This is a genomic window from Williamsia sp. SKLECPSW1, from assembly GCF_054332755.1.
In genome coordinates this window covers 2815092-2837857 of sequence record NZ_JBTGLI010000001.1, presented here as the reverse complement: position 1 = coordinate 2837857, position 22766 = coordinate 2815092, and the positions used below count along the sequence as shown (strand labels likewise).

Sequence of the window (22766 nt, the reverse complement as noted above, 5' to 3'; positions counted from 1 at the left end):
GAGATGGCACAGCAGTTCACGATCAACACCGAGCAGTTGGCCGAGATCGTCGCCGACATGGCCCAGTTCGACTCCGACGCCGAGTCGGTCTGCCGAGATGCGGAGCAGACCGTCGACCGTCTCCACGGCACGTGGACGGGTGAGGCCGCCGACGCTCAGCGCGCCGCACACGAACGATGGGCGCACGGTGCAGCCGAGATGCGCACCGCTGTGACCGATCTGCGGAAGGCCGGCGACACCGCTCACGCGAACTACACCGCGGCGGTGAAGGCGAACCAGGACATGTGGGGCTGATGCCGACACTGGTGGTCGACCCGGCGCAGTACGCCCACGCCGCCGACAGCATGGTGACGGTGGCGCACTCCGCACAGGCAGCCGTCAGTGCGCTCACGGGAGAACTGGGTGCGTCGTCGGGGATGGGAGGGTCCGACAACGCCGGCACCGAATGGGCGAGCGGCTACGACCAGGGTGCCCGCGCCGCACTGACCGCGGCAGCGTCGGCGGTCGGCGCGACGGGGAACATCGCGACCCGGCTGCACGCCACCGGCGAGAATCATGCCCAGGCCGACGCGTCGTCGGTGATCGGAGGAGGCGGGGACGCCGAACTCGCCGCTGCTCCCACGCCCCCGACGATGTCGGCGCCCTCCGTGCCCTCCGCGGCAGGAGGCAGTGGCGGCGGCCCGCCCGGATGGTCGCTGGTGGAAGGGCTCGTCGGGTACGTCTGGCCGAACGGGCACCAGGACCGGCTGCACGCGGCCGACGCGGCATGGAAAGCCGCCGCCGCTCAGTTGCAGGACGCGGCCGGACCGACGAGCGCCGCGGCGTCGGCCGTTCAGGCACAACAAAGCCCCGAGGCCGCCGCTGCCGCACAGGCATGTACCGATGCCGGTGCGCATCTGCGGGAGTTGTCCTCGGTCTTCACCGAACTCGGGTCGTCATGCTCCGACTACGCGGCCCACCTCGACCAGGCCCACCACGAGATCATCCACGAACTCGAGGTCCTGCTCGCCCAGACCGTCGCCATCGAGAGCCTCGGTGCGATCGCCGGGTTCTTCACCGCCGGGATCGGCGAACTCGCCGGCCAAGCCATCGAGACCGCCCGACTCACCGCAGCAGCCAACCGCATCCGCGAGATCATCGAGGCGCTGATCGCTGCGGCAAGGACCGTTGCTGCCGCAGTCGGTCGTGTGGCAGGCGAAGCCGGTCGTATTGCCGCAGAGGCCAGCAAAGCCGCCAGCGCCCAGGTTTCGAAGGCAGCGGTACAGGCGGCCAAATCCACCGGAAACCTCGCCGGCAAAGCCGCGGAGTCGACGAAGGCACTGGGGTCAAAGGCGGGGCAAGCCGCGCCAGGCTTTGCGAAAGAGGCCGCGCTCGCCGCGCCGAAGAACTTCGCGACAGGTGCGGGGATGGAAGCCGCAAAAGAAGGTGTCGTCTCGATCGACACGGGCCACAACCACATGGATCTGACAAAAATCGGGACGCAAGGAGCGATCGGTACGGTCACGAGCCCAGCAGCCGGGAGAATCGCCGACCGCATTCCGCTAGACCGCGTCGCCTCCTCTGCCAAGGCACAGGACGGACTGAGGGCAGCCATTGTGAAGCCGGTAGTCGGCGGAGCGCTCAACACCACCCAGCAAGAAGTCCACTCAGCGATAAGCCCCTCGACCGCCGACGCCGTCAAAGGGACGTCCCTTCCCGAGACGGTCAAGGCAGTGCCTGGCGCCGTCGTGAATACCCCAGGTGCCGTAGCGCATCTCATGCACAACCTTGAGTCGCCCGGCGTCACCAACGCCGACATGAGTGACGACTACACTCAGAGCCCGCCACCTCGAGAGGACGAGACGCCCACCCGATGAGCTCAGATCCGATGAAGCAGATTGAACGAGTCAGGGCCGGAAAGCGTTCGTCGAGCGAAATCAGGGGGTCGGCCCGGCCTCCACACATGCAAGTCATGTGCTCGGCGTCGGAACGCGAGTCCCACGTCCCATCATTGATTTCTCTCGGGCCATCGACCAAAGCCGAGTCCATGTGGCTGCGGGTCCCTGGTGATCCGAAATCCGGTTCGGTGACCTGCTACGAGCGTGCCGAATCTCCGGAGCACCTCTATGAGATCGCTTCGCGACCTGGGGACTGTTCGGTACGGGTCGTCACGGATGCGTCCGGCGCAGTCGTGCTGACCGCGTTTCGCGAGGATGGGAGGTTCAGGAGTCGCTGGTCCGTCAACGTCGGGGACGAGGTGAACAAGTATTCGATCGCGGAGCGCAGGCGGGATGCATTCTGGCGGCGCACGATTGCCCCGTTGACGAAGCTTGAGGACCGCACAGTCGACTTCATGGGCCTCCTCCTCGCCCCGATCGTGTTGCTCGCACTTCTCGTGCCTCCGAACCGACTGATCATCAGCGACGCTCACGGCGTCGGCGTCGGATTCATCGGGATCGCGTCGTCCGTGATACGTCCGCGCGAGGACTTCTCGCTGTACCTCGACGATCAGCCTTACCCACTGGCCGACCACACGCTGGCCCTGGCCGCGATCGCGGTGGTTCAAGACCTGAAATGAACAAATGGCCGTCGCACTCACCGACCAACGCCCACCTACACCGAACATAGTTCTTGCCCTGCTGACAATCGCTCCGACCCGGGGCCTCAAGTGAGTGGATACAGGATGCGTCCGGAGCCAGGAGATCAGATGAGCGGCTCTGCCGACCTGCCTCCCCGTACCGCACTGGCCGATGCGGTGGACAGCCTCGACGCGATGGTCAGCCTGCTTGCCGAACACGGCCCGAGCACGAGTAATGCTCGGCTGCGATCTGTGGCCGACCTCGGCCGAGAATGCCTCGAGAAACCGCTCGACCCGGCAGCTGCCGCAATCGAGATGCAACGCCGACTTCTCTCGATGGGCCGATCGTTGACCGACATCGTCGTTCACGGGGACGACGCCGCGGAACGCAGGCGGCTCAACACCGAGTTCGAGTCGCTCAAATCTTCGCTCATCGGAAGCCTGCGTCAGGCCACCGAGAGGACGAGGCGGCTCGGGAGAATTCGTCCCGTCGCCGGCGGTGCCGTACAGGCTTCCCGGAGCGTACGCGAGCCAAATCTGTTCGAGATGACCATGATCAGCGATGATCGCGCCGCCCCGCGACCGGTAGTCGGATCCGCCGGTGACAGCCCGGTTGACGAGGCCGTCGAGTTTTGGGTGCGAGTCGGCTGCGATCCAGGCCGCACCGTCGAGATCTTGAGAACGCGCGAATCGGAATCCGCCGTCGTGAGCATTTCCGGTGATCGTCGGGTACGGCAAGTCGTAGGAGTCGTCGATGGGCTCGCTGTTCGATCACTCCTGCGTACCTCCGCAGCCTTGAGAACGTCGTGGTCAGCGCAAGCGGCGGACGGCCATGAGCTCCTTCGACTCGAGGAACGGACCGGTGACTCGCTGTGGCGACGTCTCGTTCGGCCCGTTCTTCGCAGTTTCCGTAACAGCATTCCCGACCTCTTCGGCGCGATCGTGCTCTCCCCGCTGCTTCTTCTCGGGCGGGTCAAGCCCCTGTGCCGGTTGGTGGTAAGCACACCGGATGGCGAGCGGATGGGGTCGATCGCCGTCGCGTCGGGCCTTCAAGACGCCGTCGACCACATCGTCGTCAGGGTCGACTCCCCCGAGATCGACCGTCTGGACGTCCTGATCGCGGCTTTCGCGGCGGCATCGGCGATGCGGTGACATGAACGATCATCGCGACGAGGCAGAGACGTTCGCCGGGGCCATCGACCGCGGCATCGTCTGGGCCTTCACGCACTCCGAGCACCGATGCGGTGTCCCGAGCTTCACGCCCGAGTGGGTTCGCCGACGATTCGGCGACAGCCTCGGGGCCGCAGTCCTGTCCGCGATCAGCCGTTTGCAACAACAGGCGACAGCGATCGGCGACACCATCGACTGGAGTACGACAAGCCTCGCGGAGGCACAAAAATTCGTGGAGCAGAGACTCATCGAGACGAACAAGGGCGTCAGCCGCCCGGCGGCCAATTGGATCGCTCGCTGGTACACCTTCACGGTCAAGTGACTCGCAACGGGCACCGCCGCGCCAACGTGACCTGCATCTCACCCGGGACTGTGGTCCGGTTCTGATGCGTTCACTCGTGCATGACCTACCGCTTGGGATCTGATTCACCCCTGCTCCAGCCGTTCACCTCCGGCGTCATCGACGCACCGCATCGCATCTTCATGGCGCCGCTGACGCGCCTGCGTGCGGAGTCCGACGGCACGCCCACCGATCTGCAGACCGAGTACTACCGCCAGCGCGCGGGTGCCGGCCTGGTGATCACCGAGGCGACACAGTCCAGCGCGACGTCCGGCGGCGCCTACATGAACACCCCGGGCATTCACAGCGACGCGCAGCAGGCCAAGTGGAGCGAGATCGCCGACGCCGTGCACGGTGAGAACGGTCAGATCTTCGTGCAGATCTGGCACGTCGGACGCGTGGCGCATCCCGATCTTCCCGGCGGCGACCCCGTCGCACCCTCCGCCATCTCCGCCGGCGGAAAGGCTCATGGCCCCAACGGCAGCGTCGACCACGTGGTGCCCCGCGCACTCGAGACCGATGAGATCGCCGGGATCGTCGACGCATTCCGGAGCTCGGCGCGCCGCGCCGTCGACGCCGGACTCGACGGCGTCGAGATCCACGCCGCGAACGGCTACCTGCTGCACCAGTTCCTCGGTGACGACAGCAATCAGCGCACCGACCAATACGGCGGTAGCCCCGAGAACCGCGCACGCATCGTCGTCGAGGTCGTCAAGGCCGTCGTCGACGAGATCGGCGCCGACCGCACCGCCATCCGACTCTCACCCGGCCACAAGGCCAACGGGATGAACGAAGCCGACACGGTTCCCGTGCACACGGCCCTGCTGCAGGCCATCGCGGACATCCCGCTCGCGTACGTGCACTTCCTCATGGAGCCGCAGGACCCGGCTCTCGCGGCGCTGCGACCCGAGATCACCGCGCCGTTCCTGCTGAACACCGGCTTCGCGATCGAGTCCGACTTCGCGCAGCTAGAGAAGCTCGTCGCCGACGGCACCGCAGACGCCGTCGTCGTGGGTCGGTGGTACATCTCCAACCCCGACCTCGTCGAGCGGTTGAAGCAGGGTGCAGAGCTCACCGAGCCGAACCAGGCGACGTTCTACGCACCCGGACCCGAGGGATACATCGACTACCCGACGCTGGCCACGCAGAACGCCTGACCCGCAGCAGATCCCCGAGACCGGTGTCGCGAAACACGTTCACGTGCTTCGCGACACCGGTTTCGTCGTTGCGACGTGTACCACCGAGTCGAATCGGCGCGAGACGAACTCAGATGGCACTCCAGGGCGCATAGGCCCACCCGACGAAGGTCCACGTGCCCAGGTTGGGCGACGGGAGGATCTGGATGTCGGTGTCGTCGCCGTATCCCGGCGCGAACCCCTGCACGCCGCCGCTCTCGTACTGGCCGTTGCCGATCGAGATGTCGACGTGACCGCCGTCCTCCCCCTGTGAGAAAACGAGCGCTCCCGGTGGTGCGGGAAGTGAACTGTGGCCCTGCCCATTCGCCGCCAGCGAGTTGTAGAAGGCCAGGGCCCCGTTGTGCGGGATCCCGGTCGCGGTGGTCTTCCCGTACGCAGCGTCGACGAAGTCCTCACACCCGTACTCACCGAAATCGTTGGTGTGTAGCATCGTCGCGCCACGGACCAGGGCCACTCCCCCGTTGGCGATGGCGGGGATGTTCGGGATCGCGATGTCTGCCTGCGCCGCCGGCGCGGTGGCACACCCGATGGCGACGGCGGATCCGACGGCGGTCAGCACGGCGGCAATTCTCTTCTTCGACAGGGCACGAGGCATACCTGCACAGTCCCACCGTTCGACCCACGAGAGCCGTCACGCACGGACATCAGCAGACGATTGGCACGAGACACCCAGACAGCGGGCACATCTGGGCGCTTTGTCGGATCTACGTGCAGCGACCGGGCATTGATGTCACCTGCTGCTGGTGACCTTCTTGCCCACTGCGGCGAGCACCGTTCGGAACTGCGCCTGATCCGGTGACGAGCCGCCGACGGTGCCGAAGGTGACCAGTACCGTCGCGTTCGGGACCGGGAGCACCCCCACCAACTGCGCTGTCGTCCGTGTCCGCCCTCCGGTCTGGGTGGTGACGGACTGCCGCAACGCCAGGGCACGCGGCACACCCCTCACGTGGACGTCGAGCTTCGAACTGGCGATGGTGGAGGAGAAGTCGCGCCCGCTGATGGTTCCACTGACGGAGATCGACGAGCACCGGCCCAGGTTGTATCGCCGATAGCTCTCGACGGTGGCCCGCTTCGACGATCCGTTGACCGCGCTGCTGATCACTCCGCCGCGCGCCAAGTCCACGAACGCGGCGGTCCGCACGTCCTGCAGCTCGGACGTCGCATCTGGTGGCACCGGCGGCGTGCACGACGACGGCGTGACCGTGCTGCCCGCGATTCCCTGCAGCAGCGAGTCCGCGCGCTGCGGGATGTTCGTCGGGAGGGTCTGTTGCTCGAACCCGACCGGCACGTCGGACTGGGTCAGCAGATAGGCGTTGAGGGGCTTGGCCACCGCCGCCGGGCCGATCGCTGCCGAGCCGTACTGAACGGTGGACGAGGCGCATCCGGTCACGGCGAGCGCGAATGCCACTGCGCCCACGGCGACCGACGACACGCGGCCCGCAGGCATGTTGTTCACGCGTACGAAGGGTACGGACCCGGCCGCGTGCGCCCGCGACCGGACCCGACACAGCGCCCCCGCTCCGGACGGAACGGGGGCGCTGATCGTCGGACGACTTACTGCGCGGTCGCCTCGTCACGCTTGGGCAGGACCCAGTTCGGACGAACGTAGTGACAGGTGTAGCCGCCGGGGTTGCGGATCAGGTAGTCCTGATGCTCCGGCTCGGCCTCCCAGAACGGGCCCGCGGGCTCGATCGTGGTGACCGCCGGACCCGGCCACAGCCCTGAGGCGTTCACGTCGGCGATGGTGTCGCGCGCGACCTTCTCCTGCTCCGGGGACTGCGGGAAGATCGCCGACCGGTAGCTCGATCCCACGTCGTTGCCCTGACGGTCCTTTGTCGACGGATCGTGCGCCTGGAAGAAGAACGCCAGGATGTCGCGGAAGGTGGTCTGCGTCGGGTCGAACACGATCTCCACTGCCTCCGCGTGACCGGGGTGGCGACGGTAGGTGGCGTGGTCGTTGCTGCCGCCGGTGTAGCCGACGCGCGTCGAGATGACGCCGGGCTGGCGGCGTATGAGGTCCTCCATGCCCCAGAAGCAGCCGCCGGCGAGGACGGCGGTCTCGGTGCCGGGGCGGGTGGTGACCTGGCCGGTGTCGGTGCTCATCGTGCGTTCTCCTCGGTGGTCGTGGTGGTGAACAGGGCGCGGTACTCGCCGTAGCCCTGCTCCTCGAGCTGGTCGACGGGGACGAACCGCAGCGCAGCACTGTTCATGCAGTATCGCTGCCCGCCCGCCGACCGGGGGCCGTCGCCGAACACGTGGCCCAGGTGGCTGTCGGCCGACGCCGACCGCACCTCGGTGCGCTTCATCAGCAGCTTGCGGTCGGACTTGGTGGTCACCGCGTCGTCCTCGATGGGGCGGGTGAAGCTGGGCCAGCCGGTCCCGCTGTCGTACTTGTCGGTCGAGGAGAACAGCGGTTCGCCGGAGACCACGTCGACGTAGATACCGGGCTCGTGGTTGTCCCAGTACTCGTTGTGGAACGCCGGCTCGGTGCCGTCCTTCTGCGTGACCCGGTACTGGTAGGGGGTCAACGCCTTCACGGCCTCGTCGGTCTTGCTGTAACGCGCGTTCAAGAGAACCTCCTCCGACGACGCTGGCTGCGCCGTCTTACCCCTCAACGAACGAGAGTCCGGTTTTGGTCCCGTCAGGTCCGCAGCGCTGACGGCGTCCATTCCGGCCACCGCGGCGCTCCCACCAGACGACCACGATCGAAGCGAGCGAGCACCCGGAACGGGTCCCTCGCCGCCGAGTTGTCGTACACGACTGCCTGCTCGACCAGGTCGATCGTCTGCCTGACCAGCGGCCAGAGACGCTCGTACCGTTCCCGGACCTTCATCTCGGGAACCGCATGTCCGCCCACCTCGACGCGGTTGATCACCCGCGCGACCGTGAGGTCGACAGGCACGACGACCACGTGCAGCGTCACCAGGTAGCCGGCGTCGACGGCATCGCGGACGAATTCCACCTTCGAGGGGTGGGAGAAGACGGTCTCAGCGATGAACGACCGGCGCTCTGTGATGAACTGCTGTCGCTCGTCAGCGGCGAGGGCGGCCGCGTCGTAGGCGTGCGCCAGTTCGTCACCCGACCACCGGTCTCGAGCGATGAGATCAGCGTTGACGAAAGGGAGATGCGTCGTCGGACCGAGGACGTAGTCGAAGAGAGTCGATCTCCCGGATCCGTTGGGGCCGACGAGCAGATGCAGTACCGGGTCGGAACCCATCACTCAGGCCGACGCTCGACCACCGTTCCGTCGTCATCCAGTTCCACGAACGGGCGACCGGACTCGGTGAACGAAGCGGCGAGGTCGAGCGCCCCGATACGTTCATTGATGCGTTCGGTCCATTCCGCTCGCACGACGGCCTGCTCGCGAGGGGTCAGCGAGTCATAGTCGCGGCGACCCGCGAGAACCTCCTCGACGTCACGCGGAGCGACATTGCGCGATGCCTCGAGTTCCCGGCCGATCAACGCCCAATGCGCCAACTGCTGCGACGCACTGCGGCTGGCGACCTCCCCCACGAGCTTCGCCGACGCGTACAGCTCGTCGTCGATCCGCAATGACGATGTGGTGCCCACGAGCGCCTCCTGACCTTCGACCTCGAGTGTAGCAATCTGCCACAAGGCCGACGATCAAACGTCCAGGTTGAGAGAACCACCTGCGTGTCGGACCGCCGCCCCGTTCTTGCCGTCAGTCGACGTGTAGCCGGTGGCTGCCGCGTGGAAATGCGTGGAGTGCTCCGACAGCTGCGCGGTGATCTCCGCTGCTGCGGCGCGTGCCTCCTCGAGATATGCCGACATCGCCTCGGCCGAGTTCCCCACCCATCCTGCGGCGACCGCGCCCGACGCCTCGGCGTGCGCGCGGGCGAACGTGTCCTGCGAATCCCGGTGCAGCTCGGCAGTTCGCTTTCCGCTGTGGTGGAGATCGAGAGGGTCGACACGGAGGGCGTCGTCGGCCATCGCAACTCCTTTCATCAGCAAACAACGACATGATGAATATATGACCGAGAGATCGTCAGGTCGAGAATGCGAATTCTTGGAGAATCATTTACTGATCGATTACACGCCGCCGCGGGATTAGGGTTTGACAGTCTCAGACTGTTGTACGACGACGGGAGTGGAAGGTGGTCGACAAACTCTGCATCGCCGACATCGACCGCTGGAGCATCGGCGAGATCAACACCGTCTTCGGTACGTCCATGGATGTGAAGAATCATTCCCTCGCCGCCGCTGATCAGCTCGGCTCGCTGAGTGCGTTCCAGAGCTGGCGCGGACCTGCGGCCGATGCCGCGCGAGAATCCGTCGGCAAGACCCGTGCAGACCTCGATCGGCATGGCGAGAAGGCGGGCAAAGTCGCCGACGCGGCGCGAAAGGCCGAGGCCGACATCATTGCCGTTCGTCACCGCCTCACCGCGCTTCGGGCGGAGGCCGACGCCAACGGCCTCGTGATCGACCCGCATACAGACACTGTCAGCGACCCGCACCCACCGGACATGCAGGGGTGGGCCGAGGCGGACAAGGTCGCCTACTACAACGAGATCACCGATCTCCAGCGTCGCGTCCTCGAGCTCCTTGTCGCCGCTGACACCGCAGACGGAGAACTCGCCAGCGCGATCAAACAAGCCATGGGAGGGGAACCGTTCACCTGGAAGCCCTCGAGCCGGGATCTGGTCCTGAGCGGTACCGCTGCCACACAATCCGCGGGAACCGACATCGTCCGCGACATCTGGCTCAAGGGCATCGGCGAGAACCCGACCGATCTCGACAAGAAGGTCATCCCGTGGATCGCGGACATCGGGAAAGTGAAGGGACTGTCCGGCGCCGGCGGCGCGGTCGGCGTGCTCACCGCAGTACCGGCCGTGTTCTCAGACCACTACAACGACGACGAATCGTGGGGCGAGTCGATCGCCCGGGAAGGCGCCGGCACCGCGGCTGGAGTGGCCACCGACGCCGGTTTCGCCTCAGCCGGTGAGAGTTTGGCAACCATCGCCGGCGTCGGCGCCGCGTCGGGAGAGGCTGCCGCGGACGGCGCCGTGATCGGTTCCATCGTCCCCGGCCCGGGCACCGTCGCGGGAGCGGCCGTCGGTGCCGTAGCAGGCGCGGTAGCCGCCTACTTCACCTCTAAAGGCGTGGAAAAGATTTGGTGATGGCGGCGAGCAAATGACAACGAAAATGCGCTGGGAACGATGGACCGACAAGGCGGGCCTCCCCCCGAAGTGGTCCGGTGTACTCATTACCGTTGTCGGGCTTTTCCTGCTCGTACTGCTCACCCTCGAGGGCCTTTACACGGGAGGCGTCGTGGGTGCCTGCCTTGCGGGATCAGCGCTACCTGTGTTTCTCGAACCCCAACGTCGCTGGTCGGTGCATGAGAACGCGATTCAGTGTAAACAGCAACTACCTTGGCGCAACGGTTTGTTGTGGTGGGCAGCGATGTTCGCGGGTATGTCGATAGCGATGTTCGTGGACGTCGCCACCGGGAACTCTGATCTGAGACCCCGAATACTTGCTGGAGTGACACTGGTGGCTGCAGCGGCCCTCGCTGGGTTGAGCTTCAAGAAGCGGGGACACCTTGTGGTTGCCCCGCTGTTCGTCGAGTTGGCGAAGCAACGAATCGAGCTGAGGGGCGCAACGATCGACGTGATCATGAACGGCCAGGCCCCGATGATCAGGGTCAGGCAACGGCCAAATGCCGACGGCTCGAAGGGTCCTCGCGTACTCATTCCCCCATACCCCTACGGCCTGGATCCCAACACCCTCGCATCCGCTGTCACGCAGCTAGTGCGGCGGATCGACGAGAGCTCTGGAACGACCTCCGAAACCATTGCTGCCATGCTCTCGGTCGAGGCACCATCCGGCGTCCCCCTCGGGGGATCGGTGGTCATCCCGCTTCCGGTCGAAGGTCGCATTGAGACGCCGCCCGCGGCGAGATGAGTTCGCCGATGGAGCTTTCCGGCCACGACGAATCGATGTGGTCAGTGCTCGACGAGCCGGAAGCGGCTGGATTCTCGGTTGACGGCGTACCCGACGGATGGGCACGTGCCGATCGCATCCGCATCGACGGCCTTCCGGCCGTCGCGTGGCTGCCGAACCCGACACTGGAGTCGGGATTCACGCCGAATGCTGTGTTCGCGGCGTGGACCACGCACTTGACTGGACGCCGACTCGACGACCTACTGTCAGCGCTGCGCACACCGGAATCCACCGACGGCCTCATCCTGATGGATCCGCCTACTGTCCTGACGGACACCGCGGACTCCTACACGCAGCTAGCTGACGCCCTGATCCAGTCCCCGTTCGGACCCTTGGCGTCACGCGTGTGGCACTCCGTCCGCCGCGAACAGGGGGACCGCTTCTCGATGGGGCGCCTCACCGTGACTGTCGCGCGTCCGGACTCACACCTACTCGACAAGTTCGACCTGCGGTCGTGACCACCACCCAAGCGCGACCTATGTCAGCGGCCAGACGCTGACCATCGACAGCCGCGATCCCGACGCGACCCCGGTGAAGCTGGCCTCGATGACGTCGTGCAACAAGACCGCCGCAACGAGACCGTCGCGCTCCCGATCCAGTCGTCGTGACACCGCCCGCGGGTCCTTGATGTAGTCGACGCCGAGTTTCCTTCTGGCCCCGATAAGCATCGACGGCGATCGCGTCGGCGATCTCGACCACGCTCCAATCAACCCGTGTTCGCGAACCGTGGTTCGACGGGTTCGACAAGCTTCTTCGTCGACGATTCAGCCGCCGGCGATCCGCTGGACGACACTCTCGTGGGACGTCCACATGTGTGTCGGACAACACCCGTCAAACCGCCCGTCCCGGTTTACCGTAAGACGGTACGGATGCAGCGGACGCGAGCCGGTGACGCGACGTGAGAGGGGCCTCGGACATGGCGAACGGAGAGCCGAGGCCCTGCGGCGTACAGAGACGTCGCGGTGCAGCGGCAGGGATCGTGGTGGCGATCATCGCGGTGGTCGTGGCGGCGGTTCTCGTCGTGAACGCAGACTCGGGTAGCACTGAACTCTCACCGTCTGACGGACTGCTCACCGCCGCCGATCTCCCGGGTTACTCACTCACACGACAGGACGAGAAGTCGAGACCTGTGAACGGGGAGACGACGCCCGCATCGTGCGCGGACGTGATCGCCGCTCAAGACCGCCGAGTGGAACGTCAGACGACGGTTGGCGTGATCGCCGTCCCGGCGAGCGACGAGTTGCCGACCATCACCCAGTCGGTGCTCACGGGCGGACCGTCGGTCGCTCAGAACCGAGCCGTGGTGAACCGGTGTCCGGAGTACACCAAACGTGCTGGATCCGAGTCGCTGACGACGACCACGACAGTTCTGCGGACCCCGGAGGAGTGCCCTGGAGACGCATTCGTCGTGCGCCTCCGGACGCGCCTGAACACGGCACAGCAGCAGTCCGACTCCGCCGCAATCGTCGGGTACGTGCAAGGACGTTCCTCTGTCGGCGTTCTCACGCAGAGCTCGCAGTTGTCGAGCGACGTAGTGCCGGAGACGTTCTGCAGACTTCTCGGCATCATCCGGAGTCGGATCGGCACATAGTGACCACAGCACACCGCGGCGACGGGGAAATCAGGCAAAGGAGGATCGACGATGGCGAACAGCACCACGCCGGCGACGTGTCGCCTGTTCAATCGCGCCGGCCTGTTCACCCTCGTCGACGACCCGTCGCGGGGTCTGAAGGAGATATACATCCCCGTGGGCAACAGGATGATCGACTACGACGAGTTCTACCGACTCACCGATCCACAGTTCGCCGCATTCCTCGACGACCCACACACGGCGAAGACGTTTGCCGACGAATGCCGCCGGCGAGAACACGATGACCTGCTGCGCCTGGCCCCGGGACGTGATCGTGGGACTCCCTGGGTCCCTGACGAATCCGCCGAATCGCTGTCGTCGATCATGTTCTATGACACGACAACGTCTGCGCCCGCAGGATATGCGCTCGGCTTCCACGCGCGGACCCATGCTCGCTACCTGTCGATCCCACGCGAGTCAGGACACATGCACGGCATCTGGATGCACTTCGAGATCGTCCCCGGCGAGTACGCCCGGATGACGTCGGACGCGTCCGCGGCGGTCCGATTCGCGGCCCAGTGCCGAGCGGGAGAACACGATGAGAGTCGGATCCCACCCGACGACGGACGACGGTGACGGCACCGACGAGCTCGGGTCGTCGGTGAACGTCGCCTCCTCGTCGACACGCCGTGGAGAAGCGACGCATGGTTCTTCCCGTGGAACGGCCGCCGATAAGTGGACCACGGCGAGTTCAGCGCTGCGAACACAAGCAATTCCGTGATCACGAGAAACGACCGCGACGCATCTTTCGCGATGCCGAACGAATGGCAACGACCCGGCGGAAGGGGCGATCCCACCGCGGACTGTCGGTGAGCCACGGCCGCGCCGGCGTTCGGGTTCGACGCGCGCGTGCGGTGACGGAGGACCACCGCCGTGGCGGGCAGACCATCTCCGCAGGTCGCGCGGGAAGCGGTCGACGGCACCGATGTTCTCGTACAGTCGGAACATGTCCGTTCCCGGCTCCGACCCGCTTGCGCTCGGGCAGAAGCTGGTCAGCGTCCTCGACGACGGACTCCGCACGGCAACCTACAAACTCGCGACACTGATCGCTCTGCTCGATTACGCCGTCGAGAACGTTCCGCGGAACGCCGACGCGGCCGTCGATGTCGATCTGGATGATCTCGCCGAACGAGTCATCGCCATCTACTGGCGCCCGGTCCGCGATCTCGACGGGCACTACCTCAAACAGTCGTCGAACCGCGTCGCGCGTATCCCCGACGCCGTGCGCGATCTGAAAACGCTGGCGGCACGACGAACTGGATCCGACCCCACGCTCGAGTTCGTCCGACGGTTCCATCCCAGCCCCTATCGCGCGGCGGTGGCAACGGTGCGTCAGACCCTGGTCACGCAGCCGCTCTATCGACTCCAGCGCGTACGGGGAGAGCGCAGCCATGAGTGCTTCCTGTACGACGACACCTGGCTGAGTGACAGCGTGTCGGCCCGACAGCTCAGCGCCCACGACAACAAGATCACGCTGTTCCCCGGCGTCTGCACCACACTTGCTCGACTGTCCTCGTTGCTGCGGCCCGCGTTGCAGATCTCCTGGCTCGACGACGTCCGGCGTCACAACCCGTTCCTCGAGCGCGACGTACCGGACCTTGCGTCGCACCACTTCGGCGCCGATCGGGTATCACTCGAGCGGGCTCGTGGCGCGCTCACCGAGAACTTCGGCCCGCAGTGCTTCTACTGCGACGCCTCGACAACCCACCACGTCGATCACGTTCTCCCCTGGTCGCGCGTCGGATTGGACGGGTTGACGAACCTCGTACTGGCCTGCGCCGCCTGCAATCTGAACAAGTCGCAGCGGCTCCCCGACCCGCACATCGTCGTGCGTGCACTCGACCGCGGGCAGGAGACCCTCACAGCGATCGCGGACTCGATCTCCTGGCCCAGCCAGTTCGAGCGCGTCGAATCCGCGGCGCGGGGCCTGTACTCCACGCAACCCGTGGGAACTCCCCTCTGGGTTGGTCGGCAATCCGTCGACGCCATCCGCCCGGACTTCGTCTGGCCGGACGCGTACCGCTGATCAGCGTGGATCCTGCCCGGCTAGTTCGACCGCATAGCGGAACGTCTCGATGATGTGCTCGCGATTCTTTCGTCCGTCTGTCTTGTTCGCGGCGTTGAACGACATGGGTCCCGGGTGAGGGCATCGGAGAATATGCGCGCCGACAGTCACATCAGCGATGGCGCGTGCGCCAAGCCGATCCCAGGCGTGCTGGGCCTTGATGCCCGACAGCACGATGACCCGCGGTGGCATGGCCAGCAGGCCGAGAAACTCAGCCAAATAGGGCGCAGCGCGCGGCGCCTCCTTGCCGGCGGTGCGGCCGGGGTGCTGAGGATTGTTCGTCGACCACCACGGGACCACGTTCCAGTTCAGCGAGATCTCGTACGGGACACCTGCCCGCTCGGTTGCGTCGTAGTAGTTGGCGGCCGTCGGGTCATTGTTGTGCTTGCTGATGAAGCCCGACTCGTTGTCGGCCGGTCCGGACGGATCCTGGAAAAGCATGAGGATCTGCACACCGTTCGTCGCGGCGACCGGATCGAGATAGGGGATCGATTCGCCGGTATTCCGTCGAACGCGGTCGACCCATCGATTCAGCTGACCAACCTCTCCGTCGTACCGACACGCAAGGCGCGCCTCTACGTTGCGAGGTGCGTGCACCGTGCTGAGCAGCTCGCCGCGTTTGTAGGCGAGCTTGTTACGAATGGTCACAGGACGAGTATCGGTCGGCCATCAGACAGTGCGTCGACAAACAGCAATCGGACATAGCGGAGCAACGGATGTCAGCCCTCTCGGCTAGATTCCTGATGCACCTCGTTCACTCGCACAGGAGACCGATGTCGGACCGCCAGCTCGAAGCCGTACCCATGTGGACCCTCGCCACGCAGGAGGTTGATCTGCCAGCCGTCATCGGCGACGAGGCGCTGCCACCCGCCCGGCTCGACGCCCTGCGCGGAGTGTTGGCGGTTCTCAGCGAAACACCCATCGCCACGCTCGAAGCACACTCCATCCCCTCCACCATCGATCGCAGCCGCGCGGTGAACTTGGCCAGCGCCAGCCCTCTCGCACAGCAGTTGACGCAACTCGTCAAGCAGACGCCGAAGGTCGCGACCGACGGTGGCGAGACGCTCTACCGGATGGTCGTTCCCGCCAAGTTCGCCGCGCAGATGGGAAGCGGCATCGTCGCGCCGATGAAGTCCAGCGCGGTCTCGGGCGGGATGCATTCGGCACTCATGAGCGGGAACAAGATCGTCGGGCAGACGACGATGGTTCCGGTGTCAGCGGGAGCGGCCGGCGGCGCGGCCGTGGCCACCGCAGGAGCACTGACGATCGCTGCACCGCTCATCTTGATGGCCGTCGCCGTCGGGGTGAGTGCCCACGCCGACCAGCAGCGACAGAAAGCGATCGAACACATCACTGAGCTGCTCGAAAAGCTGCATGTCGACAAACTCGCCGACGAGCAACACACACTGAACGGCTGCAAGAGCTCGATCACGAAAGCAGCGGCGATTCTCCTTGACAAAGGTCAACTGGGTGCGTCGCTCGGTCTTGACTCAGCTGTGCACACGATCGACACCGCTCTGGAGCGCGCTCGCTCTCGCATCGCCAAGTGGGAGAAAGCTCTCAACAGCCTCGGCGACGAACGTGTCGAGCTGCAGAAGTTGACCGCAGCGATCCCGACCGTCGATCAGGAGGACGGAGAGTTCAGCGTCCATCGTGAGCTCGCCACCGCAGCACTCGCTATGAAGCGACGGGTCCTCGTCCTCCAGGCCGTCGACCACGCGCAGAGGGACGGCGACAACCCCTTCGAGCGATTCATTGAGACGCTCCGTATGGAGCAGCACGATCTCGACGAACTCCAGCGGCGTCTCGACGGGGTGCTGAACCGGCTGTCCACGCTGCAACTCGACCGCAGCCATGGCGTCCGGGATTTCATGTTCACGTCCGGTGAAGTGGACAAGCTTCTTCATGCGTCAGAGCGCATGCGGGCGCTGGGTTCCATGACGCAGACGTCGCAGGCGAACGCGGACGTCGTGATCGACATGATCCAGAACGACGACGGTTCGGTCACCGTCCTTCCCGCGATCGCCGCCTGACCGTTCGCGACGATCTCAGGTCAACCCGAATCGGCGTGCCAACTCGGGTCCGCCCACCTCACGGATGAAGTCGGGATCACCGCAGACGACGAGTTGCTCACGGGCTCGGGACAATCCGACGTAGAGGCGTTCACGCGAGCGGTCGTATGCCGCGGTCTGGTTTAGGGCGAGCACAACAACGTTGCGCTCGAGCCCCTTGAAGCCGAGGACGTGGCCGTAGAAGATGTCCTCGTTCTCCCAGAACGTCTCCCAGTAGGCTGTGTTGCCTTCGGCCTGCCTCTCAAGCTGAACCTGATGCCGACTCCCCGTGGTGAGGATTGCGATGTCCTCGTACCGCCATCCTTCTTCGAGGAGTGCCTCCACCTGACCATCAGCTCGATCGACCGCCTCGTCGGAGCGACACGCGATGAATCGCACCTCCGGACCGTCGCCGCCCTTCATACGCATGCGCTGCCCGACGAGGGGGGTGAAAGCCTTGGCAATCTGTCGGGTGTTACGCACGTTCGCGTCGAGGACCAGCGGGACGAGCGGTACGGGCGGCGACCCCTGGCGATCGAAAACCCGCTGGCCTTCGTCGCTGAAGACGTACATCCCGCCGTTCTCGGGGTCGCGGAGGCACGCCAGCAGGGGTCGCCACCAGTCGTCTGCGAAGTCCTGCGCCTCATCGACGACGATCGCGTCGAACCGGTGTCCGTCGGGCAGCTGCTCGGCGAGATCCTCCATCGCCCGCGGCAATTCGTGCTCCCAGAACTGCACGGTGGACTCGTCACGCACACGCTCGTCCGGCGCGGGCGGGGCACCCCACAACTCGCCGAGCCCGTGGAACTCGCCGACGTATGCCGGCCGCTCCCGCTGCGACCACGTCGAGGTGACACGACGGAGGAACGACGCGAGTCCGTGGGAGTAGCAGAGCACCGCTACGCGCTGCCCGTCCCGCCCGAGACGGCGAGCCTTCTCGAGCGCAAGGAACGTCTTGCCGCTACCGGCACCACCGCGGATCTCGACCCGCGGGAGCAGAGCGGTCGCACGCAGGATCATCATCTGTTGCTCCGACAGCAGATCCGCGGATTCCTCGTTGTCGAGCGCACGCGCGACGACGTCATGCTGCGGTAGCCCACGCCCGGCAAGTGCGCGCGTCAGCTCTTCGATCCCTCTGGACCCTATGAACGCTTCGTTGGTCTTCCGGTTGACGAGCGCAGACGCCAGCATCGAGTGAAACTCACCGAGTTGATCGCGGTCGACGATTTTCCATCGCGGGCACTGCGGGAGCGCGAAGTCGGCGCTGATCGAGGAGTGGGGGAACACCACCATGTGTGTCCACCGGACTCGACCCTGTGTCCACCGCGGGTCGTTCTCGACGAACTTTCTCAGCGCATAACAACCACCGAGGACCTGACCCACCGGGTCGATCCGGTGTTTGCCGGCGCCTCTCCCCTGCCACCAGTCGATGCCGTCGTGCGTTATCTCGCCGGCCTTGACTTCGAGACACACGATCCCGGCACCCTCGATCGCGACCACGAAGTCGATCTCGTGGTCCTTCGAGTGGTCGGTGACCCGCTGACCGACCACGATCAGGTCGTCACCGATGAACTGATCGACGAGCCGTCGGTGCACCAGCCTCTCGGCGGAGTTCGCGAAACGCGGCTCGGCGGGAATCGTCTGCGCCATCCCACCAGCCTGGCACGTTCGTACGATTCGTCAGGCCACTTCGTCGAGGATCCGGCCGGCCGCGATTCGTTCGACGACACGGTCGTCGGCGAGCTCGTCACGTAGCTCCGGGTGCGACCAGTAGAAGTGGATCAACCAGTACGCTGCGCGATTGCCCATCGGCCAGTTGATCGCGATCGAAGTCGGTCGCTTCTGCGGGTCCTTCTTGAGCAGCCACAAGCGACTCGGTGAGTACATCCGGTCGCGCCGCTTCTTCTGTTGTGGCTCCAACGTCATGTCAGCGATGTCGTCCCATACGATGCGGCGTCGCCTGGTGCCGCTCTCCAGAAAGTCGATCCCCATGGGCGTGAGGACCAACCACCCGCTCGTACCGCGGAGCGCGGTCCCGATCGCGATCCACGCACAGAACAGACCCAGCATCGCCAGGAAGACTGGGTAGCTTCCTCGCGTCCGCCCGGGCAGATCGAATTCAAGAGTCCCCGTCCACACGCCGATCGAGAAGGTCGCGCACCCGACTGTCGCGATCACCGAGACGGCGACCAGCCCTACCGCTGTCTCCATGCTCCGCATCAGGCGGAACTCTCCTGCTCCGTGCTCGGCAATGAACTCCTGCATGACCGGAACATCCACGCGCGACTGCGCACGGCGGATCATCAGCGGCGGGAGAAGGAACACCACCGCGGCCGGGACGTAGAAGAGCAGGTACGGCCATCGCGCTTCGACAACGGCGCGAACACTGAGGAACGCGAAGAACAGGCCGACTGCACCGAAAAAGACGATGCCCGCGACGGACTTGGCCGTGTACGGGTTCCAGTCGGGTCGAAAGCCCCTAGGAGTCGGCAGTTCTGACCTCAACGACACAGCACGTCACCGACCTTCTCGCCGAGGTACGACCCGATCCAGCCGCCACTCAGACTTCCCCCCGCCGCGCCTGCACCAGCCATGAAGGGGTTCTCGGTCGCCAAGCCGACGACCCACGCGCCGACTTGGCCGCCCACGCCACCTCCGACGAAACCTCCAGTGCCAGAGGCGCCGGCGACACACTTGTCTTCCAATGTCTGCGCCTGGTACACGTCCAACAGCGAGGTTGCGATTCCCACGGCAGGCCCGGCATACCGTGCCCCCACCTCGACCTTGCTCGCGGTGGCGGCAGACACCCGTGGAATGTCGTCGGACTTCTCGAGACCCTTCTCGACACCGGTGAGCGCACTTCCCACCGTGTCCGAGACCGGGTGCTTCCACAGCGCGTCGTCCGCCGGGATCTCGCGGCTGAATCCGCCCACGTCGATTCGCGCGGTCTTGGTCCCACTCGGGGTCTGCGTGTAGACGATCGTGGTGCCGCTCGCGAAATGGGTCTCGGTGTTCTGAGTTCCGTCCACCCACCGGTACGACGACACCGTCGACACGTAGTTGCCCGAGGGATCGAACGTCGTCACCGAGACCTGGTCACGTCGAGCCGTGTTCGGATTCTCCTCCCAAGGGCGAGCCGGCGGATCGACGGTGTCGATCACCTGACGGCTGCCGTCCTGCATCTCGAGGGTCTTCCTGTGATAACCGTGATACCCGTCGTGCTCGGGAACGTGCTCCTCGCTGACCTTGCGCGGCGTGGACGCCTCCCACTGTCGTCGGATGGTGTCCTGTTGCAGAGGTCCAGTAACGGCATTCGCCGGATTCGGCGCCTCGTCAGCAGGAGGTAGAGAACCCGGCAGCGGGATCCCTGCGACTTCGCCAGGAGGGGAGATCCCCAACGCCTTCACCGCGCCCAGGAGTGTCTGAGGGTTATCGGCTTCAGCAAGCGCGATGACACGCTCGTTGATCACAGTCTGCGCTGCGCGCTGCGCCGCTCTTGCCTCGTCGATCTCGTCTGCCGTCCACGGGATGGGGGCCAGCTCCACCACCCATTGGTCATCGACGGTGAACTTTCCCGAGGCCTCAGCGGCGCGAGCGACGTCGAGCAAGTCTGTCTTTGCGCGAGAAACGGCGTGGAACGCGCTCGTCAGGGCGGATGCGACCGCCGAACAGACATCGGAGACGTGTGCGGCGGACTTGAATCCCCGATCGAAGGCATTCTGCGCGGCGTCGTGTGCGACACCGTTCCACCCCTGGTTCATGGGCAATCCTGCGCAGTAGGTGCGGGACTCCGACGACCCCTGCTCAATGCTGTCGCCGGCGTCAGTGATCCCTGGTGCAGCGTTCGCCAGTGCTTCCGGCCGCCAGGTCTCGAGTCGCGAGCGTGACGGGATCACTTCGCAGGCCATGCCTTGTTCAATACCGATGCCGCATCCTCGTCGGTCATCCGGTAGTCCCTCGCCGCCCCCTCGACGTGGTCGGCCGTGCCGCGGGCGGAATCGACGTACGCCGTCACCTGCTGCCCGATCTGCTCGCCGATCTGGCGGGCTGCCCACTGCAACGACGACCCGGGAAGCCCGTCGCAACTGGTCTCGACCGCACGGTCGACGTGTGCATTCGCGGCGGTGTCGGCGGCTGCGGTCGCCTTCTGAGCGAGTTCGCGCAACCGCTCGGGGTCCACCCACACTGATGACACGAGCCCTCCTCGACGTCGCCAACCGTTCGCCGTAAGAGAGTACAGTTCGATGTCGACTCGCGCGTCGCACTGTCCAGAGGCTCGGTTGCTGCATGACTCATCCCCGGCCCCTATTGCTGCCAGGTTCATCTTCACGAAGCAAGGCCGCCGGTTAAAGATCTGATAAAACAAGACGGACGAACACGACACGGGGGACTTCTCGGGGTGTCGACCGCACACCGGGACTTGGGGTCGCTGATCGCCTCGACGGTGTTCACCTGCGCTGCAAGTTCGACGGCAACCGCAGGAGCCTTCAGCCAGATGTCGTCGTCGTAATCGTGTCCAAGGCTTTTCTGCGCATACGCGACTGCGCATGCAAGCAGCAACTGGCCGGAGTTGAGGCGAGCGCCGTCTACGCGTCCGCCGACGGCGGCGGCGGTCGTGATCGCCGCGCCGGTTGCGGCGCAGCCCTTGTCTGCCCCATGTCCCACCCCGGTACGGAAAGACAGTGCGTCGGGCACCGTCGTCCGCGACCAGTTCGCCCACGCGGCCGTCCGTGAACTAGCCACACAGCCCTGAGAAAAGTCAACGGGTCTTGCCCTGAGGGCCGCGGCGAGGCGGGCCAATCTCCCTACTCACCCTCGAATGGCTACCCGAATTTGACGGCCGTAGCGCGATCAGCCTCGCGTTGTGGGATCGACTGTTTGCAGGATCGTAGAGACGCTGCCTGCGATCTGGTGAGCGCCTACGGTCGAGACACGACTTCCGATCACATGTCACGGAGCACCGAATGACCGGAGACCACGATTCGTCCGCGTGGGCAGCAGGCGTGGACGGCTTCTTGCGGTCTGCCATCCTCTCGGAAGCTGTCCGAGCGGAATCCTCGCTGCCCAATCGGGTGAAGCCGACTGCCTGGGAAAAGCATCTCGGCTACATGCCCGGCATTCGTCTGACCGGGACTCCCGGTCACGACGGCCGACTTCGCGTCACGCGGGACGACTTGTTCGAACATGCCGAGGCAGTCCGGTCCTCGGGGAGCACCCAAGATCTGCATTCACTGTTCTGGACGGTCATGGCGTGGGGAATCAACGGCAACATGCGTAACGTCGGCAGGGTCTCGTCGTTCGCAGCAGGATCGGAGAAACGCTTCAGCACCACGCTCCAGGGCGCAGCTGAGAGGAGCTTCGCGGGAGACGTCGCCGGCGCCTATCTCCAATTCTGCGACAGGGGCAAGACCCCGCACCTCGGCCATGCGTTCTTCAGCAAGTTCCTCTACTTCACCGGCGACCGCTCATCAAGATCTGATCGTTGTTTCATTTACGACGATCGTGTCCACGTCGCACTGAACATCGTCAAGGGCCATCAGCCGCAGCTCAATTCGCGGTTCTACTCCGAGTACTCCGCCACTGTCCACCGGTGGTCAGCGACAGCGTCAGACATCCCCAGGACCGACACATCGTCCGACGCGATCGAGTTCCGGCTTTATCTGCTGGGCAGGATGGTCGGCTCGCAACGGAACTGGCTGAGGGAAGAAGTGGCGATGCTGAGGAATGGCGAGCAACCCTCCTTCGACGACCTCTTGTCGCACATCGTCAGCAACAACAAGTAGGTCCGGAGCACCT

At 65.3% G+C, this 22766-nt stretch carries 27 protein-coding genes; 13 read left to right on the top strand and 14 right to left on the bottom strand.

Annotation, left to right across the window (positions count from 1 at the left end):
- Positions 1 to 3 precede the first annotated feature (3 nt).
- The 6 genes from ACXVUM_RS13350 (at position 4) to ACXVUM_RS13325 (ending at position 5224) form a co-directional block, all read left to right on the top strand.
- The gene (locus ACXVUM_RS13350; protein WP_458522260.1) at positions 4 to 294 is read left to right on the top strand and encodes a WXG100 family type VII secretion target; all 291 of its coding nucleotides are present in this window, start codon (positions 4 to 6) and stop codon (positions 292 to 294) included.
- Positions 294 to 1856 carry a WXG100-like domain-containing protein gene (locus ACXVUM_RS13345; RefSeq protein WP_458522259.1) on the top strand — a complete coding sequence of 521 codons (1563 nt, stop codon included), beginning with the start codon at positions 294 to 296 and terminating at the stop codon, positions 1854 to 1856. Before ACXVUM_RS13350 ends, ACXVUM_RS13345 begins: the two co-directional genes overlap by 1 nt.
- Positions 1857 to 1867: 11 nt before the next feature.
- Positions 1868 to 2557 (top strand): hypothetical protein, encoded by a 690-nt coding sequence (locus ACXVUM_RS13340; RefSeq protein WP_458522258.1) that lies wholly within the window; start codon positions 1868 to 1870, stop codon positions 2555 to 2557.
- Between the two features lie 129 nt (positions 2558 to 2686).
- Positions 2687 to 3709, top strand: coding sequence for a hypothetical protein (locus ACXVUM_RS13335; RefSeq protein WP_458522257.1), 1023 nt, complete (start codon positions 2687 to 2689; stop codon positions 3707 to 3709).
- Between the two features lies 1 nt (position 3710).
- On the top strand, positions 3711 to 4049 hold the full coding sequence (locus ACXVUM_RS13330; RefSeq protein WP_458522256.1) for a hypothetical protein: 339 nt from the start codon (positions 3711 to 3713) through the stop codon (positions 4047 to 4049).
- Positions 4050 to 4129: 80 nt separating this feature from the next.
- Entirely contained in the window at positions 4130 to 5224 is a 1095-nt protein-coding gene (locus tag ACXVUM_RS13325; RefSeq protein ID WP_458522255.1) for an alkene reductase, read from the top strand.
- 109 nt (positions 5225 to 5333) lie between these two features.
- Here the strand turns inward: ACXVUM_RS13325 and ACXVUM_RS13320 are convergent, their stop codons facing one another.
- From ACXVUM_RS13320 to ACXVUM_RS13290, 7 genes are all read right to left on the bottom strand, one after another.
- Complete coding sequence (locus ACXVUM_RS13320; RefSeq protein WP_458522254.1) at positions 5334 to 5858, bottom strand: hypothetical protein; 525 nt, start codon at positions 5856 to 5858, stop codon at positions 5334 to 5336.
- A gap of 135 nt (positions 5859 to 5993) precedes the next feature.
- A complete protein-coding gene (locus tag ACXVUM_RS13315; RefSeq protein WP_458522253.1) occupies positions 5994 to 6719 on the bottom strand; it encodes a hypothetical protein in 726 nt (241 codons plus the stop codon).
- A 98-nt stretch (positions 6720 to 6817) separates the two neighbouring features.
- On the bottom strand, positions 6818 to 7366 hold the full coding sequence (gene msrA, locus ACXVUM_RS13310) for a peptide-methionine (S)-S-oxide reductase MsrA (protein WP_458522252.1): 549 nt from the start codon (positions 7364 to 7366) through the stop codon (positions 6818 to 6820).
- Positions 7363 to 7833 (bottom strand): peptide-methionine (R)-S-oxide reductase MsrB, encoded by a 471-nt coding sequence (gene msrB / locus ACXVUM_RS13305; RefSeq protein ID WP_458522251.1) that lies wholly within the window; start codon positions 7831 to 7833, stop codon positions 7363 to 7365. Before msrB ends, msrA begins: the two co-directional genes overlap by 4 nt.
- Before the next feature lie 71 nt (positions 7834 to 7904).
- The gene (locus ACXVUM_RS13300) at positions 7905 to 8480 is read right to left on the bottom strand and encodes a zeta toxin family protein (RefSeq protein WP_458522875.1); all 576 of its coding nucleotides are present in this window, start codon (positions 8478 to 8480) and stop codon (positions 7905 to 7907) included.
- A complete protein-coding gene (locus ACXVUM_RS13295) occupies positions 8480 to 8815 on the bottom strand; it encodes a TA system antitoxin ParD family protein (protein ID WP_458522250.1) in 336 nt (111 codons plus the stop codon). The genes ACXVUM_RS13300 and ACXVUM_RS13295 overlap by 1 nt, the downstream gene beginning before the upstream one ends.
- Before the next feature lie 72 nt (positions 8816 to 8887).
- On the bottom strand, positions 8888 to 9214 hold the full coding sequence (locus ACXVUM_RS13290; RefSeq protein ID WP_458522249.1) for a WXG100 family type VII secretion target: 327 nt from the start codon (positions 9212 to 9214) through the stop codon (positions 8888 to 8890).
- A gap of 164 nt (positions 9215 to 9378) precedes the next feature.
- Between ACXVUM_RS13290 and ACXVUM_RS13285 the strand changes: the two genes are divergently transcribed.
- Genes ACXVUM_RS13285 through ACXVUM_RS13275 form a run of 3 tightly spaced genes read left to right on the top strand, consistent with a single transcriptional unit; the run spans position 9379 to position 11682 of the window.
- Positions 9379 to 10401, top strand: coding sequence for a hypothetical protein (locus tag ACXVUM_RS13285; protein WP_458522248.1), 1023 nt, complete (start codon positions 9379 to 9381; stop codon positions 10399 to 10401).
- Positions 10402 to 10426: 25 nt separating this feature from the next.
- Positions 10427 to 11185, top strand: coding sequence for a hypothetical protein (locus tag ACXVUM_RS13280; protein ID WP_458522247.1), 759 nt, complete (start codon positions 10427 to 10429; stop codon positions 11183 to 11185).
- 8 nt (positions 11186 to 11193) lie between these two features.
- Positions 11194 to 11682 carry a hypothetical protein gene (locus tag ACXVUM_RS13275; RefSeq protein WP_458522246.1) on the top strand — a complete coding sequence of 163 codons (489 nt, stop codon included), beginning with the start codon at positions 11194 to 11196 and terminating at the stop codon, positions 11680 to 11682.
- Between the two features lie 18 nt (positions 11683 to 11700).
- On the opposite strand, the gene ACXVUM_RS13270 is transcribed toward ACXVUM_RS13275, so the two are convergent.
- The gene (locus ACXVUM_RS13270) at positions 11701 to 11892 is read right to left on the bottom strand and encodes a hypothetical protein (protein WP_458522245.1); all 192 of its coding nucleotides are present in this window, start codon (positions 11890 to 11892) and stop codon (positions 11701 to 11703) included.
- Positions 11893 to 12866: 974 nt separating this feature from the next.
- Here ACXVUM_RS13270 and ACXVUM_RS13265 point away from each other — a divergent pair.
- Positions 12867 to 13430, top strand: a complete 564-nt coding sequence (locus ACXVUM_RS13265) for a hypothetical protein (protein WP_458522244.1) — start codon at positions 12867 to 12869, stop codon at positions 13428 to 13430.
- A gap of 370 nt (positions 13431 to 13800) precedes the next feature.
- Positions 13801 to 14880 carry an HNH endonuclease gene (locus ACXVUM_RS13260; protein ID WP_458522243.1) on the top strand — a complete coding sequence of 360 codons (1080 nt, stop codon included), beginning with the start codon at positions 13801 to 13803 and terminating at the stop codon, positions 14878 to 14880.
- On the opposite strand, the gene ACXVUM_RS13255 is transcribed toward ACXVUM_RS13260, so the two are convergent.
- Positions 14881 to 15567, bottom strand: coding sequence for a hypothetical protein (locus ACXVUM_RS13255; protein WP_458522242.1), 687 nt, complete (start codon positions 15565 to 15567; stop codon positions 14881 to 14883). It lies immediately after the preceding gene.
- A gap of 125 nt (positions 15568 to 15692) precedes the next feature.
- On the opposite strand from ACXVUM_RS13255, the gene ACXVUM_RS13250 reads away from it, so the two are divergent.
- Positions 15693 to 16952 carry a hypothetical protein gene (locus ACXVUM_RS13250; RefSeq protein WP_458522241.1) on the top strand — a complete coding sequence of 420 codons (1260 nt, stop codon included), beginning with the start codon at positions 15693 to 15695 and terminating at the stop codon, positions 16950 to 16952.
- Positions 16953 to 16967: 15 nt separating this feature from the next.
- Here ACXVUM_RS13250 and ACXVUM_RS13245 read toward each other — a convergent pair whose 3' ends face one another.
- The 5 genes from ACXVUM_RS13245 to ACXVUM_RS13225 form a co-directional block, all read right to left on the bottom strand.
- Complete coding sequence (locus ACXVUM_RS13245) at positions 16968 to 18620, bottom strand: NERD domain-containing protein (RefSeq protein WP_458522240.1); 1653 nt, start codon at positions 18618 to 18620, stop codon at positions 16968 to 16970.
- A gap of 30 nt (positions 18621 to 18650) precedes the next feature.
- A complete protein-coding gene (locus ACXVUM_RS13240) occupies positions 18651 to 19274 on the bottom strand; it encodes a hypothetical protein (RefSeq protein WP_458522239.1) in 624 nt (207 codons plus the stop codon).
- A gap of 197 nt (positions 19275 to 19471) precedes the next feature.
- Entirely contained in the window at positions 19472 to 20731 is a 1260-nt protein-coding gene (locus ACXVUM_RS13235; protein WP_458522238.1) for a hypothetical protein, read from the bottom strand.
- A gap of 131 nt (positions 20732 to 20862) precedes the next feature.
- The gene (locus ACXVUM_RS13230) at positions 20863 to 21165 is read right to left on the bottom strand and encodes a type VII secretion target (protein WP_458522237.1); all 303 of its coding nucleotides are present in this window, start codon (positions 21163 to 21165) and stop codon (positions 20863 to 20865) included.
- A 131-nt stretch (positions 21166 to 21296) separates the two neighbouring features.
- Entirely contained in the window at positions 21297 to 21665 is a 369-nt protein-coding gene (locus tag ACXVUM_RS13225; RefSeq protein ID WP_458522236.1) for a hypothetical protein, read from the bottom strand.
- 269 nt (positions 21666 to 21934) lie between these two features.
- Between ACXVUM_RS13225 and ACXVUM_RS13220 the strand changes: the two genes are divergently transcribed.
- A complete protein-coding gene (locus tag ACXVUM_RS13220) occupies positions 21935 to 22753 on the top strand; it encodes an 8-oxoguanine DNA glycosylase OGG fold protein (protein WP_458522235.1) in 819 nt (272 codons plus the stop codon).
- Positions 22754 to 22766: the final 13 nt, after the last annotated feature.

Bases quoted from the DNA above. Each gene is read 5' to 3' on its own strand.
- ACXVUM_RS13350 (WP_458522260.1), top strand. From the start codon at position 4: ATGGCACAGCAGTTCACGATCAACACCGAGCAGTTGGCCGAGATCGTC.
- ACXVUM_RS13345 (WP_458522259.1), top strand. From the start codon at position 294: ATGCCGACACTGGTGGTCGACCCGGCGCAGTACGCCCACGCCGCCGAC.
- ACXVUM_RS13340 (WP_458522258.1), top strand. From the start codon at position 1,868: ATGAAGCAGATTGAACGAGTCAGGGCCGGAAAGCGTTCGTCGAGCGAA.
- ACXVUM_RS13335 (WP_458522257.1), top strand. From the start codon at position 2,687: ATGAGCGGCTCTGCCGACCTGCCTCCCCGTACCGCACTGGCCGATGCG.
- ACXVUM_RS13330 (WP_458522256.1), top strand. From the start codon at position 3,711: ATGAACGATCATCGCGACGAGGCAGAGACGTTCGCCGGGGCCATCGAC.
- ACXVUM_RS13325 (WP_458522255.1), top strand. From the start codon at position 4,130: ATGACCTACCGCTTGGGATCTGATTCACCCCTGCTCCAGCCGTTCACC.
- ACXVUM_RS13320 (WP_458522254.1), bottom strand. From the start codon at position 5,858: ATGCCTCGTGCCCTGTCGAAGAAGAGAATTGCCGCCGTGCTGACCGCC.
- msrA (WP_458522252.1), bottom strand. From the start codon at position 7,366: ATGAGCACCGACACCGGCCAGGTCACCACCCGCCCCGGCACCGAGACC.
- ACXVUM_RS13300 (WP_458522875.1), bottom strand. From the start codon at position 8,480: ATGGGTTCCGACCCGGTACTGCATCTGCTCGTCGGCCCCAACGGATCC.
- ACXVUM_RS13290 (WP_458522249.1), bottom strand. From the start codon at position 9,214: ATGGCCGACGACGCCCTCCGTGTCGACCCTCTCGATCTCCACCACAGC.
- ACXVUM_RS13280 (WP_458522247.1), top strand. From the start codon at position 10,427: ATGCGCTGGGAACGATGGACCGACAAGGCGGGCCTCCCCCCGAAGTGG.
- ACXVUM_RS13275 (WP_458522246.1), top strand. From the start codon at position 11,194: ATGGAGCTTTCCGGCCACGACGAATCGATGTGGTCAGTGCTCGACGAG.
- ACXVUM_RS13270 (WP_458522245.1), bottom strand. From the start codon at position 11,892: ATGCTTATCGGGGCCAGAAGGAAACTCGGCGTCGACTACATCAAGGAC.
- ACXVUM_RS13265 (WP_458522244.1), top strand. From the start codon at position 12,867: ATGGCGAACAGCACCACGCCGGCGACGTGTCGCCTGTTCAATCGCGCC.
- ACXVUM_RS13260 (WP_458522243.1), top strand. From the start codon at position 13,801: ATGTCCGTTCCCGGCTCCGACCCGCTTGCGCTCGGGCAGAAGCTGGTC.
- ACXVUM_RS13250 (WP_458522241.1), top strand. From the start codon at position 15,693: ATGTCGGACCGCCAGCTCGAAGCCGTACCCATGTGGACCCTCGCCACG.
- ACXVUM_RS13245 (WP_458522240.1), bottom strand. From the start codon at position 18,620: ATGGCGCAGACGATTCCCGCCGAGCCGCGTTTCGCGAACTCCGCCGAG.
- ACXVUM_RS13240 (WP_458522239.1), bottom strand. From the start codon at position 19,274: ATGATCCGCCGTGCGCAGTCGCGCGTGGATGTTCCGGTCATGCAGGAG.
- ACXVUM_RS13235 (WP_458522238.1), bottom strand. From the start codon at position 20,731: ATGAACCAGGGGTGGAACGGTGTCGCACACGACGCCGCGCAGAATGCC.
- ACXVUM_RS13220 (WP_458522235.1), top strand. From the start codon at position 21,935: ATGACCGGAGACCACGATTCGTCCGCGTGGGCAGCAGGCGTGGACGGC.